Genomic DNA, 14,342 nt, shown 5'->3' on the forward strand with positions numbered 1-14,342 from the left:
CCGGAGTCGGCCGAGTGCCGAAGGCTTCCTCAATCCGACGATGATCGCGACAGAAATCTCGGCGCGCGCGGGCGCATCGTAGACCGTTCCCTGCTCAGCCCCGCTGGCTCCTTCAGTGCCTTCAAAGATTGATACCGCGGCCGCGGTTGACGGCACGTTGGTCTCGTTCCGGAATAATCTCCTGACTGCTGCTGACCTTGCCCCGTTGAACTAGACTAAAGAGGTTGAACCCGCCAAAACCTACGCAGCCGACTGGGCTGGTCAGGAGGAAGTGTCCGTTGGTTCTAGCTGGAAATACTGTCCGGGAGAGACGCCGAAGGCCGACCTGAACACCGCAATGAAGGCGCTGGGGCCTGAGTAGCCGAGGGAGAAGGCGATATCGCCGACGCTTCGACCGGCCGCGAGCCACTCCACCGCTTTCAGGAGTTTCGCCTGCTGACGCCAGGCGCGGAAACTCATGCCTGTCTCAGATTGGAAATGGCGCTGAAAGCTGCGCGGGGACATGGCCGCCCGTGACGCAAGTTCCTCGAGTGGCCAATCCGCGCCCGGTTCTTTCCGGATGTCCGATGCGATGCTGCGGAGGCGTGCGGATTCCGGCGAGGGAAGGGACAGCGGCGCGACAGGGCTCGTCTCAAGCTGATCGAGAATGACGGCGACAAGCCGTTCGGCACGGGGACTTCCCGCGTCCGCACGAGGTATCTCCAGGAACGCCAGGATCAGTTCGCGCAGGAGCGGTGTGGTACCGATTACGCAGACCTGGGAGGGCAGGTTCACGACCGAGTCGGGGCGAAAGAAGAGGTAGCTGCGCTCCGTCTCCTGCAGGTATGTCACTTCGTGGAGGACGCCGGACGGCACGAATACGGCACGTTCAGGCGGAACGATGAAGTAGCCGCGCTCGGTTTCCAGCCTGAGCGAACCACGCACGATCTGGAAAAGCTGCGCGCGGTGGTGCGCGTGGAAAGAAAAGGTTCTGCCGGCGGGCTCTGCTCCTCCCTGAGCCACAGCGGTGTGCGGATAATCTCCATACTCGTCTTCCGGGAGGTGAACGTTGGTCAGGTTGTCGCGGGCAATCATGGCGTCTCACAGACATAATTTGACAGACTGCCGATAACACGTCGGATGGTATTTCACTAGATTGATATCACCGCAGAGCAATTTGGACGTAAGTTATGACATTCGAACTCCGACAGACCGAAATTTTCGATCGCTTTTCGCCAAGCTTGCCGGGGAAGCTGGCAGCTTTGCCCGGAGCGCCCATCGTTCGTCGCTGGTGGCAACGACGTGAAACGGAAGAGGCACTACAGTGGCTATCGGACCGTGAGCTGGCAGACGTAGGCGTCGAGCGCCATGAGATCCGTGCGGTGGCGCTGTCGCAGGCGCCAACTGATGCGATGCCCGCGAAGCGGCGGGCAAGGTGATGGCGCTGCCGGTCTCAAGGAACCGCATTATAACAGAGGTGAGCAAGATGCACGACGACGGGCTTTTTGACGAAGAGGTTGCAGCAACTTACGACGACGATGGTAACATCTCGGCTCCGGAACTCGTTGATCCGGCGGTCAACCTTCTGGCCGAGTTGGCAGGAGGCGGGCGCGTTCTGGAATTCGCAATCGGTACCGGCCGCCTGGCGCTCCCTCTCGTGCGGCTAGGGGTACAGGTGGAAGGCATCGAGCTTTCGAGAGCGATGGTCTCTCGCCTTCGCGCCAAGGAGGACGGCGTGGAAATTCCCGTGATCATCGGCGACATGGCCACCACTCGTGTCGAGCGGCGCTTTTCCCTCGTTTATCTCGCCTTCAACACGATCAACAACCTGACCTCGCAGGAAGCCCAGGTCGCTTGCTTTAGAAATGCAGCCGCGCATCTGGAAGCCGGTGGGCACTTCCTGATCGAGGTCGGCGTACCGCCGCTTCAGCGGCTTCCGCTCGGCGAGACGATCCTGGCGTTCGAACGCTCCGAGACGCATTGGGGCGTCGACGAATACGACGTGGTAAACCAGAACTTCTCGTCGCACCACATCTGGCTCCGGGACGGAAGCTGTAAACATTTCTCGGTCCCGTTTCGATATGCCTGGCCAGCGGAATTCGATCTTATGGCGCGCCTGGCCGGCTTGAAACTCAAGAATCGATGGGGTGGGTGGAAAAAGGAGCCGTTCACAAAAATCAGCGATCGACATGTCTCCGTTTGGCAGAAGGTCGCAGATTAGGCTGGGGAGACGAACTCGTTGAAAGCAATGGCGACCGAGACTTCCACTATAATCACCTGCGCCAACATTGCGATAGCAAATCGCTATGTCATTGTCCCAATCCCGTTGGCAGGCGACCACGTTTGGCAGCGAACTGCCGATTGGAGCATGCTGTGGAGAAGGTCTTTCTGTTTAACCGGCTTATGGCACGCGGTGCTTCCGATCTGGTTCCGCCGAACTGATAGCCGAAGGCGACGGCAAGCGGAGCGATTTCGGCGTCGTGTCGAAGCGCGCACCGTCCTTGATTGCACCGGTAGCCTCAACCGAAACTTAAGCACTCTGTCATAATTTTAAACAATCACCTCGTTGCAGAGTGTGTGTTGCAGTGACTGAGTTCCGCATGCATGTGCCGCTGGAACGAGCTTGTCCAGCTTGTTAACCGATTGCGTCGGCCGGAGCTTGGGCGTCCGTGCGACGGGAGTGAGACGATGCCATCCAAACTTTTTACCCGCATCAGTGCCAAATTGACCACCATGTCAGCCGTCGGCATCTTCATGGTTTTGACCTTGCTAGCGGCGGTCTGGATTGGCGGCGCTTCGGTGGGAAGAAGCTCCGACTTCGGTCGAATGCAGCTGGTGCTTTCCCGAGATCTCGTGGACGCGAAAGCATCGCTGCGTGGCATGTTGATGGGAATGTTGGAATTGCGCCTCGCGGAGAATTCGGCCGATGCAACGAATGCCCGCGACTATGTGGCCAAACGGCATGAATCGGTGACCAGATATCTGGCGGGCGCAAGTGCCCACATCACACTTCAGGCCAACAAAGATCGGATTTCCAAAGTCACCGAGCTGACGAGCTTGTGGATGAGCGAATACGAAGGACTTGCAAGATCAATCGAAGCGAGGTTGACCAGCGTTGACAACAGGTCGGAAGCCACTGCTGAAGAAAACGCCGCACAAGCCAAGCTTCTGGATATTGCCGACCAGATCGGGTCGTTGCTCGATGAGTGCGTGAATGCGGCCAAGAGCAAAGCGGACGAAGCGTCGTTGGAAATGTCGTCCGCATCTACTTTGGCACTGCAAATTAGCCTTGGAATGGGGGTTCTCGTCGTCGCGACGCTTGTCGCTTCGGCGATTTTTGGCTCAAAAGCAATCGCCCGTCCGATTGGGAGGTTGACAGCGAGCATGAAACAGCTTGCTGACGGCAACCTCGAAGCCGTAGTGCCCTTCGCAAGTCGGACCGACGAGATCGGTGAAATGGCCCGCGCTGTGGACGTGTTCAAGCAAAACGGCATTACAATGCGTCACCTCAGCGCCCAGGAGCGCGCCCTGCAGGAAAAGAGCGCGGATTTGTCTTTGAACATTTCAACCGTCGTCGCTGCGGCTGTTGCTGGGAACTTCACTCAGCGAATTGAGAAAACATATGACAATCCTGATCTCGATCGTTTTGCAGCGAGCGTCAACGAGCTCGTGACCTCGGTGCACTTCGGCGTCAGTGAGGCGCAGCGCGTCATCGCGGCATTGGCGCATGGAGATCTCACCGATGAGATGCGAGGTGAATTCCAAGGCTCATTCGCGGAGCTCAAACGCGATGTGAATGCGACGATGGATGGTTTGAGAACCGTAATGGCAGAAGTCCGCGCGGCGATCGACACGATCAACTCCGGCACGGGTGAGCTCAACGATGCGTCCGGCGACCTGTCCAAGCGGACCGAACAGCAGGCGGCCGCATTGGAGGAAACTGCCGCAAGTCTCGAGGAGATCACGTCGGCTGTGAAGAGTTCCACAGACCGCGCGGCCGAAGCCAGTCGCATGGTCCACGAGGCGCGCAGCAGCACGGATCAATCGAGCGCGGTGGTCACCGATGCAGTGGCGGCCATGGGACGTATCGAAAAGGCCTCCGGCGAGATCAGCCAGATCATCAATGTTATCGACGAGATTGCATTTCAAACGAACCTGCTTGCACTGAACGCCGGCGTTGAGGCAGCGCGCGCCGGGGAGGCCGGCAAGGGGTTTGCGGTCGTCGCCCAAGAGGTCCGCGAGCTTGCGCAGCGTTCCGCCCGCGCCGCCAAGGACATCAAGGATCTGATTACCCGTTCTGGCAGTGAGGTACAGACGGGTGTGAGACTTGTAACCGCCACCGGCGAGGCACTGAACGTGATCCAAGGCCAGGTCTCCAGGATAAACGAACACGTTCAGTCGATCGCCACTGCGGCAAGAGAACAAACGACTGGTCTCTCAGAAGTCAATACGGCCATCAATCAGATGGATCAGGTCACGCAGCAGAATGCGGCCATGGTCGAGGAGGCCACGGCAAGCACGAACCGGTTGGCAGAGGAAGTCGTTTCTCTTTCCCGGTTGATTTCACGATTCAAGGTGCAAGCTGGCGGACGGCCTGCGATTCCGCTCATAGCAGCGGCCAGCCATGCCCCCTCGGCCTCCCCCGCGCGCGCTGCTTAGAACTTACAAGAGCAGTACGCGCGAGCAGCCGACGTCATGCCGAGCTGGGGACCTTGCAACAGGCGCCGGTTTGTTGCCGATCCTCCGCGCAACTAAAGGGCAATGCCGTCGAAAAGGCCGTAGGCGGCGGAGACGACGTGGAGGACGCCGGCGGCGTGGGACGATTTCGTTGCCTGGTAGAAGTCGTGCCAGCCGCCGGCGGGCTCACTATCTCGACTGCCGGATTGCGAACCGATCGGCGGCAGCAGAACAGCGTTCTCGACGAGACCAATCGGTTCCTGCCGCGTGGAAGGCGAGAGTAAGCTAGGCGGCCGACGGTCCGGGGTCGTCCGGCTCCTCCGGCGGTCTTGCGCTGCACACCGGTTCGACACCTTGCACCAACCTCAGCATCGGCTTATCGGCCAGTCTGATCCTCACCGGGAAGCCGTCCGATCTGCGCATCATGCGCTCCGGCTGGTAGTTCACTGCGTTCAGCATGATGACTTCGAGCCGGCCCTCGACATTTTCAAAGGCAATCGTCTGACCTTCCGTCATGCCAAGGAGGGCAAGACCGCGCAATGTGTCTACCGGAAGAAGCATCCCAATCGGTGTCGTCATGCGGCCGGTGGTCAGAACCCGTGTATCGCTTCGACCGTCGACACTGAAAGTCACGCGACTGTTCAGGCTAGCAACGTCCTCCGGCAGATCCTCCCTAAACATCACGATGGCAGAAGCCATCTTCCGCCTGAGGAGGCGTACGAGCGAGGCGTCACGCACCAGTGGGTCGTCGCGCATCGTCTCGAGCAAGGTGTAGTCCTTCGTTGTCAGCAGACATGGGTCGTTCATCGCAGTTCTCCATCGCCCGGTAGGGAGGGCGTCAGTGGCCGATATCGGTGGAGTTCCCCTGGCCGCGCACGGCACAGGGGTCAGCGTCCTGCGGTAATACACCCTCCTGGGAGAGCTCGGGAACGATTGTAGGTGCTCATAGCGCTTTGCCGAAATCTTCGGACGCGTGCACCGTTTCGACAGTGAGCCGGTGTGTCCGACCGTCGCGGGCCGTCCAGTCGATCGACTGGCCTCTTTTCAGGCCGATCAATGCGACGCCGATCGGCGTGAGGATTGAAATCTTGCCTTCGGCAATGTCCGCCTCTGCGGGGAACACAAGGGTCACCTGCTTGTCCTCGCCAAGGTCGCTCGTAAAGCGAACTGCAGAGCCCATATGCACGACGTCGGGTGGAACCAAGGCGTCCTCGACAAGGTGCGCCCGTTCCAGTTCTTGAAGGAGCTCGTCGGACACATCAGGGTTCTTGGATGCATGCGCCTCCGCGAGCTTGGTCAACCTTCCATGTTCTCCCTTGCCTATGGTGATCGCCGGTCTTCGCGAGGTCTTGCTGCTTGCCATTCGATAGCTCCTTTGCGACGCGAACAAGCTGCTGCGACGCGAACGACGGTATTTTTGAGAAAATGTCGGTGAAACTAGCCACCGGCTGCCAACGCCCCTCGGCTGGCCGCGATGCGGCCGGCCGGGGTCAAATTCCTGCGATGAGGAACACCCGCCTTAGAACGATATCGTGATGCAAGATCAGCATGTAACGGAGATGGTGATGACCCACCGATGAGTCAAGGACAGCCTCTTCTGGTCGCGGCTAAGAAGGCGACGGCATCCGGAAAAGGAGAATCGAGCCAGAAGAGTTGCTTGAGTTGTCCGGCTGGCTGCTGCTGTGTATTTCTACAGTCGTTTCCCGCATATATTCATAGCGGTTTATCCGATCCAGTCCAGCGGCGACCTGGTTAGAGGCGCTCCACTTCGCTTGCCCTGACAACAATCTCCTCCTGATCCAGCCGGCTTTCGAGCTCTTTTCGGTAAGCCGCCCACCATCTTCGATCAAGGTCATCGGTCATCACCTCGACGACGACAATTCTGTCCCGATCGACGTCGCCTTCGTTCATCCAGAGACCCTCCGCAGGGGCGGTCACATGCATCGTGACGCCGCCGAAGGTTTCAGTCAATTTGCCTCTGATCTCCTCCAGGATAGGACCGGCGTCGCCGTCGACGGGGAGAAGCACCTCGACCAGATAGCTCATGAATTTGCCTCGCAAGAGGTCATGCGGTGCCATGCTTCGGACATGCGAGCTGCCTCTGGAGATCTTCCTTCTCCTCTCGCTCAACGGCGCCGCGCTTGCTTCGCGTGCTCCCCTCACCGGAGGCATCGATGGCGGCGCCAGAACCGTCGGGAATACCGCTACCCGTTTGAACGATGATTCCATCCTTGGAGGGGTCGTTCACCCGGTCCGTCATCGTCGTCATTGGATCCTCCTTCTCCGAAGCAACGACATCCGAAGCAAGGAGTTCCGCCAACTGATCGCCCAAGCGCTGCCAGAACGGGGGAACGTTGGATGCGTCCAGCCGTGATCGAGAAAATCGGAGCCTGGACGGGTCGTTGAATAGTTCTTGGACGAATTGATTGACGAATTCACCGGCTGGGCTCGCCACTTTCGAATATTCTGAAAACGCGCAAGGCAACATGCCCGTCGGAAAAAACCGCTGCCGACGGACCTGCTCGCCGGCAGCCAATCTACCCTGGGAGGGGAAAGGCCCTTGGACGGCGGTTTGCGCTTGGCTTCAGGTCTCCGTCCACAGTGGATACATTAAGCACGCCAAGGAGCGATAGGCTGCTGAAGTTGCCGATCAATAAGCATTCTATTTCGTTCGGTAATCGCACGAAAGCGAAACTTGCCGAGCCCCACGTGCATACTGGCCTATGCGCCCTGGCACAGAGCAATATTCCAGCCGCTTCTTGTCGTCAGCAACAGGCCTCCGCATCGTCGCCGGGTGCGGCTTAACTGATGCTCCGCGACACGGAGTTGATGCAACTGTCTTGATCTTCAGCATATGACTGAGGGAAAGAAACAGCATCGCCAGCTGTGTCCGCCAACAAGTTATGCAGGGGTGGATTGGGTGAACGGTCGCCGTCGAGCCATTGTGGTTTCGAAGCGGAAACATGCGAGATGTAGCCGGTGCAACATGCGAAATCGTTAACACCTGTCTTAAGCAGCCCTTTAGGCGACATAAATTGTCATCTTAGTGGTTTCAGGCATTTTCTCGCAGAGTTCGAACGACCGCTTTCTTTTGTGACACGAGGCGAAACCATGGTGACCAATCAGGAAAAGCAGTTTTACATTGCAGGGAAATGGCAGGAATTCGCCAACATTGCACGTTTACCGGTCGTGGATCCCGCCTCGGAACAAGTCGTCGGGCAGATTGCCGCGGGCGATGCTCATCATGTCGATTTAGCGGTTGCCGCGGCGAGTAGGGCCTTCCCCGCCTTTTCTCAATCATCTGTCCCGGAAAGGCTCGCTCTACTTGGCAGGATGCATTCGCTCCTCATGGAAAGAGCGGAGACGTTCGCAGAAGCGCTCACCATGGAAATGGGAGCAGCGATCAGCTTCGCGCGGGCTTCCCAGGTCCCCTTTGCTGCCGAGCACATCCGTGTCCAGATGGAGGTTCTCGAAAACTATCGGTTCGTGAAAATTAACAGGCACACTGCGACCGTGAAGGAAGCGATCGGAGTATGCGCGCTGATCACACCCTGGAACTGGCCACTTTACCAGATCACCGCCAAAGTCGCTCCCGCGATCGCGGCAGGTTGCACCGTCGTCCTCAAGCCTAGCGAACTGTCACCTTATAGCGCTCTCCTTTTCGCCCAGTTGATGCACGATGCCGGCATTCCGCCAGGCGTGTTTAATCTTGTCAACGGCACTGGCGAGAGCGTCGGAGCAGCACTCGCCAGGCATCCTGGCGTTGACATGATCTCGATCACCGGTTCCACCCGCGCAGGAGTACTCGTCGCCCAGGCTGCCGCACCGTCCGTGAAGCGCGTGGTTCAGGAACTTGGTGGGAAGTCGCCGAACATTCTGCTCGACGATGCCGACTTCGGCAAGGCGGTCGCCAAGGGCGTGCTTGCCGGTATGCGCAATGTCGGCCAGTCGTGCAGTGCTCCGACGCGCATGCTCGTCCCCGCACATCGGCTCGAGGAAGTTGAGGAATTGGCAAGCGCCACTGCGAGTGCCATCCGCGTTGGCGCCCCGCTTGATCCGGCGACCGACATGGGCCCGATTGCCAATCGCGCTCAGTTCGAGCGCGTGCAGGTTATGATCCAGGCAGGAATCGATGATGGCGCCAAACTGTTGTGCGGCGGTTTGGGACGGCCGGTCGGCCACGACAGCGGCTTTTTCACGAAGCCGACGATCTTTTCAGAGGTGAAATCCGACATGCGCATTGCGCGTGAGGAGATCTTCGGTCCCGTGCTTTCGATTATGCCCTACAAGGACGAGGAAGAGGCAATCAACATCGCCAACGACACCGTCTATGGATTGGGCGCCCATGTTCAGTCTTCAGATCCGGAGCGGGCGCGGCGGGTGGCGCTGCGCATTCGTGCCGGCCAGGTTCATATCAACTATCCCGCATGGGACGGAGCTGCCGCCTTCGGTGGCTACAAGCGGTCGGGTAACGGGCGCGAGTATGGCGTATACGGACTCGAAGAGTATCTGGAGACGAAATCCATCCTCGGTTATTGACCAGGCTCCTCCGTGCGGTCGGTCCGCCAGGGCAGTGGTTTTAGCGACTGACGAAGCATCGTCAAGAAAGCGGCAGTGCGCGCACTTCGGCCGTGGCGGGATCCGAGGATGGCGACGATATCGGCGGACGGAAGCTTCCAGTCGGGAAGCACCTGCCTCAGCCGTCCCTCGGCGAGGTCTTCTGCAACGGCCCATTCGGAGCGCATCATGATGCCCTGGCCAGCCAGCGCCCAATCTCGAATGACGGCGCCATCGTTGCTCGACATAACGGGGTCAACCCGCACCGTCGCACTTTCCTGCCGTGATCCCTTGAACCGCCACAGCGTTACATCCTCCTCGTTCTCGCGAACGACGAGACAGCGATGTCGCGCCAGATCGGCGGGCGTAGAAATTGGCGCAGCCGCAGCGAGGTATTCTGGACTTGCGCAAAGAATTCGATGGTTTGGCGCCAGTGTCGTCACCACCTGGTCCAGGTGTGCGGATGCGCCAATGTGAACAACCACCTCATAGCTATCGACGATAAGCGCTGTGGGATGGTCGGACAGTTGCAGGGTCGCGGCGGCATTGCGATGCTCTCGAGCAAACGCCTCCACGACCGGGGCCACATAGAGCCTTCCAAATCCGTGAGGCGCTGCGACCCTTAGATGCCCCCGAACCGTACCTTTGCGATCAGCCAAGGCTTCGGCAAGGGAATCTATGGCATCGCTGACAATCACGCTGTGAGAAGCGACCAGTGAGCCCTCTTCGGTAAGGCGCAGATGGCGTCCGGACCGATCGATCAGCCTTACCCCGACCTTCTCTTCAAGCGCGCGCAGGCGCTGGGTCACCGCCGGAGGAGTAACGTTCAGCTTTCGCGCGCTTTCCGCGAGAGATTTCGAGCCTGTGAGAACCGAGAAGAAGGCAAGATCGTCCGACGTGAGCATTAATCTGCACCTGAAGCACTAATTCACTGCGCGTTAATTGCCATCTTTATGGATTGGCGACAAGGTAAGCTTCGGGTTGGAAATCGGATTAATTGGATTCCAGCCCAGACGGAACCCACCATGTGGTCAGCGCACACCGGGGCCGTGTTGTGCCCCTAGACATGTTGGAGACTGCAATGAATGCTAAAGAGCTACTCGAGCAACTTGTCGCCTTTCCATCTGTCGTCGGGACTCCCAACGGCGACATCGTGGGATGGGTGAGGGCCTATCTCGAAAGTAATGGCGCCACCGTGACTGTCTTGCCCGGACCGGAAGGCGATCGCGCAAACCTATTCGCCACCATCGGCCCGAAAGACAAGCGCGGCTACATTCTTTCGGGCCATATGGATGTCGTTTCGGCATCCGAACCGACCTGGACATCGAACCCCTTCCGCCTGCGCGCGGAGGACGAGCGGCTTTTCGGCAGGGGCGCGTCGGACATGAAGGGCTTCCTTGCCGCCGCGCTTGCGGCGCTTCCAGCCATGGCAAAGATGCAGTTGAGCCACCCGATCCATTTCGCCTTCTCGTATGACGAGGAAGCGGGCTGCCGCGGCGTAGGGCACATGATACAGCGGATAGAAAGCCTGTGCGCGCCGCCCTTGGGAGCAATTATTGGCGAACCGAGCAGCATGGTGGCGATCCGCGGCCACAAGGGAAAGGCCGCTGCCCGCATCGAGATCCATGGCACGACCGGCCATTCCTCGCGCCCTGACAAAGGCCTGAACGCCATTCACGCCATGACCGCGGTGATGGACGTGACGCTGAAGACTATCGGTGCCTTGCGAAACGGCGCCTTGGACCAAAACTTCGAGCCGCCTTATTCTACTCTGCAGATCGGAACGATCAAGGGCGGACGCAGCGTCAACATCATCCCGGATCTCTGCATCCTGGAACTGGAAGCCCGCGCCGTGCCCGGCGTGTCGCCAACAGTTCTGCTGGAACCTATCAAGGCAACTGCCGAGGCGCTGGCAAATGAGGGTTTCCGCACCACGTGGGAAATCAGCAGCGCCTATCCGGCGCTTTCGCTTGATGATGACGCACCGCTTGCCCGACTGCTGGAGGAACTAACCGGGACGCCGACATTGGCTGCCGTCAGCTACGGCACCGAGGCCGGACTCTATCAAGCCGCTGGCATCGATGCGATTATCTGCGGCCCCGGGGACATCTCCCGCGCCCATCGCGCCGACGAATTCATCCACCTCGATGAACTCGCTGCTTGCGAGCAAATGATCCTGCGGCTTGCCGAAACGCTACAGCACTGAGAGGGCGCTCCATGGTTTTCTGGTTCAATTCGGATAGAGAGAGGGGCAGGGTCTTCGCCGAAGCTTTTGCACGCGAGCTGCCCGATCTGCCTCTCGTGACAGACATTTCAGAACACGATCCGGACGAGATCCTTTACATTTTAACATGGACTGCGCCGCCTGATCTTCATCGTTTCAGGAACCTCAAGGTCGTCTTCTCGATCGGTGCCGGTGTCGATCAATTCAAGTCGGAAATCCTTCCTCCGAAGGTCATGCTCGTCCGCATGGTCGAGGATGGCATCATCCGTATGATGCAAGAATATGTGACGCTCGCTGTGCTCGCTTTGCACCGCAAGCTGAAGGCCTATGTTGGGCAGCAGGCAGATGCCGTCTGGCAATCGGTTCCTGTGCGCCAGGCGGCCGAACAGCGGGTCGGTATTCTTGGCCTCGGCATGCTCGCCGGGGCTGTCATCGAGCGCCTGAAACCCTTCGGCTTTCCGCTTGCGGCCTGGAGCCGCTCCGAACGACAGGTGGAGGGTGTTGAGTGCTATCATGGTCAGGAGGGCCTCACGCCGTTTCTGGCGCGCACGGACATCTTGATCTGTCTTCTGCCGCTGACGCAAGAGACGGAAGGTTTGCTCGACGCCCGGCTCTTCGAGACACTCCCAGCCGGCGCGGCACTCGTCCACGTGGGGCGCGGCGCTCAACTCGATCACGACGCGCTGATTGCGGCTCTCGACGCGGGACATTTGTCGGGCGCGATCGTTGACGTCACCGAACCTGAACCCTTGCCTCCCGAACATGGTTTCTGGCGGCATCCAAAGATCATCCTGACGCCGCACATCGCAAGCGTCACGCAACCAGAGACGGCAGCGCGCGCCGTCATCAACAACATCAAGCGCCATCGCGACGGCCTTGACCCGATCGGTCTCGTCGATCGCGAACGCGGTTATTGAGCTGCAACCAGGAGAGCAAGGAGAAAACATGTCCCTCCTAAAGACCATCGTACCCAACAGCATCGAAACACCTCGTGAGTCAAAGCCCGGACCAGAACGCCTGATCTCCGGGGATCCTTCGTTCAAGACGTGGGCCCAGGACGTGGCACGAGACGAAATGATTCACACTGGCGTTTGGGAAGCGACGCCTGGCCTGACGCGCTCCGTCAAGGGCGAAACATTCGAATTCTGCCACATTCTTGAAGGCGTTGTGGAAATCACTCCTGACGGCGATGAACCGGTTACCTACAAAGCAGGCGATAGTTTCGTGATGAAACCCGGATTTGTCGGCACCTGGCGGACCCTGGAAACCGTCCGCAAGATCTACGTCACGGTCATGTAACCAGTGCGACCTCTGGAATGAGTACGATCTGAGAAAAATAAATCGAATGGTGGGGAAACATTCATTTCCCCACCATTTGCGTACCGTGGCTGTGGTGCCGAGCAGGCCTTGGACATGGGCCGCCAGCCAGGGCAGCCTGACGAGTCGCGAGCCCTTTCAGAGCGCCCTCGCTTTAAGCACCGTCAGAGCAACGCAGCTCGGCCGAGCTGCCCTGACCAAACCCACGCGGAGCGGGCGCGAGAATACCGATAGCCGTCAAGGAGCCGCTTGCCCCAGCATTCAACTTTGGACCGCAGTGACTGCTCGACGAAAGCTTGAACGCAGAACCGATCACACTCGACTATTTTCGGATGACAGAGGAGAGAGCGAACGCAGTCAGCGTATCGCGCACACCGGGCATGTCGGCAATCAACTGCCAAATTTGCCGGATGCGGTCAGCCTCGTGGGACTCGACGCGAACGAGCAAGTCGAAATCGCCCGTCATGACGTCGCATGCCACAACTTCCGGAATCTTCCGTAGCGCCTGAATAACGTCGCCGCCCCTCATGCGATCGTGACGATAGACGAAGATCAAAGCGGTCGTGACATGCTGGCTATTGCCTCCATCGCCGGTGACGATCGTATATCCCTTGATGAAGCCTTCTCGCTCTAGCCGTTCAATCCGCACGCGCACGGCATTGCGAGAGAGGTTCACCTTCGTCGACAGCTCCGCATGCGAGATTCGGGCATTAGCCTTCAATTCGACAAGTATCTGTTCGTCAGTTCGATCGAGAAGATATTTCATGGAACTTGAACGGTCGTTAACCTAGGATGTCGGACGTTACCGACCGATAAGCTAACACGGCGATCTCCGGCAGTAAGGCTCTTTCTTTCCGGCTGGCATATCGCCTCGACGTCGATGCCATTATGAACCCTGGCAGCGCCGCCTTTTCCGTATCCGTCAGGCACCGCACTGCCTGATAACCCTGCAGTAGCGCTCGCGCCCGCTCTTTGCTGAGGTTCCCCTTGGTTTCGCCCGCCCAACCGACAAGCACGTCAGCAAGCTCCGATACGAGCGCATCCTCGTGCCTTAGCCTGAAGTTGATGACCCCGCTGACATCGTCGCCGAGAAAAAAGACGTTCTCCCGGACTAAAGCGCCGTGAACTGCCCCGGTCGGAAGATCCCTTGTACAGTTTGATTGACGTTCCAAGACAGTGTGGATCCGCGCCATCACACGACCCAGGCTTAGGCATTTAGCCGGGCCTGCGAACGTCGGTGCGGCGCCTGGTACGAAGCTGACGACGGCAACCAGTCGACCTGCAGCCACAGACGTGGCGCGGCCGTCTGTCGTGCGCAGCGGCTTGGGGCAAGGGACCCCACGTCGATAGAGCGCCTCCATGGTTTCGAAAGCCCGTTCCAGATCCAGAGGCTGGGCACCGCTCTCGAACAGCGTGACGATATATTCACCTCCCCTGGTCCGAAACAGGTAAGTGGTCTCAGAGTCGCCGTCCGCAATCCCAATCACTGATAGAAGTGAAGTAAAGCCGTAAGCTGCGGTTATGACGTCGCGGTCTTCGTCAGAAAGCTCGGTAAAAACAGCCATTTCCCTATCCTTATCGAGCCGAT

15 protein-coding genes are annotated in these 14,342 nt (G+C 58.9%); 7 read left to right on the forward strand and 8 right to left on the reverse strand.

Annotation, left to right across the window (positions count from 1 at the left end; all coding sequences use genetic code 11):
* Positions 1–261 precede the first annotated feature (261 nt).
* Positions 262–1,074 carry a helix-turn-helix transcriptional regulator gene (locus tag ATY76_RS11255; protein ID WP_088674843.1) on the reverse strand — a complete coding sequence of 271 codons (813 nt, stop codon included), beginning with the start codon at positions 1,072–1,074 and terminating at the stop codon, positions 262–264.
* 95 nt (positions 1,075–1,169) lie between these two features.
* Between ATY76_RS11255 and ATY76_RS11260 the strand changes: the two genes are divergently transcribed.
* The 3 genes from ATY76_RS11260 (at position 1,170) to ATY76_RS11270 (ending at position 4,638) form a co-directional block, all read left to right on the forward strand.
* Positions 1,170–1,418 carry a DUF1127 domain-containing protein gene (locus ATY76_RS11260; protein ID WP_088674844.1) on the forward strand — a complete coding sequence of 83 codons (249 nt, stop codon included), beginning with the start codon at positions 1,170–1,172 and terminating at the stop codon, positions 1,416–1,418.
* Positions 1,419–1,465: 47 nt separating this feature from the next.
* Positions 1,466–2,200 (forward strand): class I SAM-dependent methyltransferase, encoded by a 735-nt coding sequence (locus ATY76_RS11265; protein ID WP_088674898.1) that lies wholly within the window; start codon positions 1,466–1,468, stop codon positions 2,198–2,200.
* Between the two features lie 467 nt (positions 2,201–2,667).
* On the forward strand, positions 2,668–4,638 hold the full coding sequence (locus tag ATY76_RS11270; RefSeq protein ID WP_088674845.1) for a methyl-accepting chemotaxis protein: 1,971 nt from the start codon (positions 2,668–2,670) through the stop codon (positions 4,636–4,638).
* Between the two features lie 303 nt (positions 4,639–4,941).
* Here ATY76_RS11270 and ATY76_RS33675 read toward each other — a convergent pair whose 3' ends face one another.
* The 4 genes from ATY76_RS33675 to ATY76_RS33960 all read right to left on the reverse strand — a co-directional run bounded on the left by ATY76_RS33675 (position 4,942) and on the right by ATY76_RS33960 (position 6,925).
* Positions 4,942–5,463 carry a nucleoside-diphosphate kinase gene (locus ATY76_RS33675; RefSeq protein ID WP_190233630.1) on the reverse strand — a complete coding sequence of 174 codons (522 nt, stop codon included), beginning with the start codon at positions 5,461–5,463 and terminating at the stop codon, positions 4,942–4,944.
* A 136-nt stretch (positions 5,464–5,599) separates the two neighbouring features.
* A complete protein-coding gene (rnk, locus tag ATY76_RS11285) occupies positions 5,600–6,019 on the reverse strand; it encodes a nucleoside diphosphate kinase regulator (protein ID WP_088674848.1) in 420 nt (139 codons plus the stop codon).
* 389 nt (positions 6,020–6,408) lie between these two features.
* Positions 6,409–6,702 carry a hypothetical protein gene (locus ATY76_RS11290; protein WP_088674899.1) on the reverse strand — a complete coding sequence of 98 codons (294 nt, stop codon included), beginning with the start codon at positions 6,700–6,702 and terminating at the stop codon, positions 6,409–6,411.
* Positions 6,703–6,721: 19 nt separating this feature from the next.
* On the reverse strand, positions 6,722–6,925 hold the full coding sequence (locus ATY76_RS33960) for a hypothetical protein (RefSeq protein WP_141105006.1): 204 nt from the start codon (positions 6,923–6,925) through the stop codon (positions 6,722–6,724).
* 842 nt (positions 6,926–7,767) lie between these two features.
* Between ATY76_RS33960 and ATY76_RS11300 the strand changes: the two genes are divergently transcribed.
* Complete coding sequence (locus ATY76_RS11300) at positions 7,768–9,195, forward strand: aldehyde dehydrogenase family protein (protein WP_088674850.1); 1,428 nt, start codon at positions 7,768–7,770, stop codon at positions 9,193–9,195.
* On the opposite strand, the gene ATY76_RS11305 is transcribed toward ATY76_RS11300, so the two are convergent.
* The gene (locus ATY76_RS11305) at positions 9,189–10,118 is read right to left on the reverse strand and encodes a LysR family transcriptional regulator (RefSeq protein WP_088674851.1); all 930 of its coding nucleotides are present in this window, start codon (positions 10,116–10,118) and stop codon (positions 9,189–9,191) included. The two genes, ATY76_RS11300 and ATY76_RS11305, sit on opposite strands and share 7 nt — an antisense overlap.
* Before the next feature lie 176 nt (positions 10,119–10,294).
* On the opposite strand from ATY76_RS11305, the gene argE reads away from it, so the two are divergent.
* Genes argE through ATY76_RS11320 form a run of 3 tightly spaced genes read left to right on the forward strand, consistent with a single transcriptional unit; the run spans position 10,295 to position 12,736 of the window.
* A complete protein-coding gene (gene argE, locus ATY76_RS11310) occupies positions 10,295–11,419 on the forward strand; it encodes an acetylornithine deacetylase (RefSeq protein WP_088674852.1) in 1,125 nt (374 codons plus the stop codon).
* 11 nt (positions 11,420–11,430) lie between these two features.
* Entirely contained in the window at positions 11,431–12,354 is a 924-nt protein-coding gene (locus ATY76_RS11315) for a glyoxylate/hydroxypyruvate reductase A (RefSeq protein WP_088674853.1), read from the forward strand.
* A 28-nt stretch (positions 12,355–12,382) separates the two neighbouring features.
* Entirely contained in the window at positions 12,383–12,736 is a 354-nt protein-coding gene (locus ATY76_RS11320; protein WP_088674854.1) for a cupin domain-containing protein, read from the forward strand.
* 340 nt (positions 12,737–13,076) lie between these two features.
* Here the strand turns inward: ATY76_RS11320 and ATY76_RS11325 are convergent, their stop codons facing one another.
* Together ATY76_RS11325 and ATY76_RS11330 are read right to left on the reverse strand one after the other, a co-directional pair.
* Positions 13,077–13,520 carry an Lrp/AsnC family transcriptional regulator gene (locus tag ATY76_RS11325; protein WP_088674855.1) on the reverse strand — a complete coding sequence of 148 codons (444 nt, stop codon included), beginning with the start codon at positions 13,518–13,520 and terminating at the stop codon, positions 13,077–13,079.
* Positions 13,521–13,536: 16 nt separating this feature from the next.
* On the reverse strand, positions 13,537–14,319 hold the full coding sequence (locus tag ATY76_RS11330) for a homoserine kinase (RefSeq protein ID WP_088674856.1): 783 nt from the start codon (positions 14,317–14,319) through the stop codon (positions 13,537–13,539).
* Positions 14,320–14,342 lie beyond the last annotated feature (23 nt).

This window comes from Rhizobium sp. R339 (assembly GCF_002211395.1).
In the GTDB taxonomy this organism is placed as follows: Bacteria; Pseudomonadota; Alphaproteobacteria; order Rhizobiales; family Rhizobiaceae; genus Rhizobium.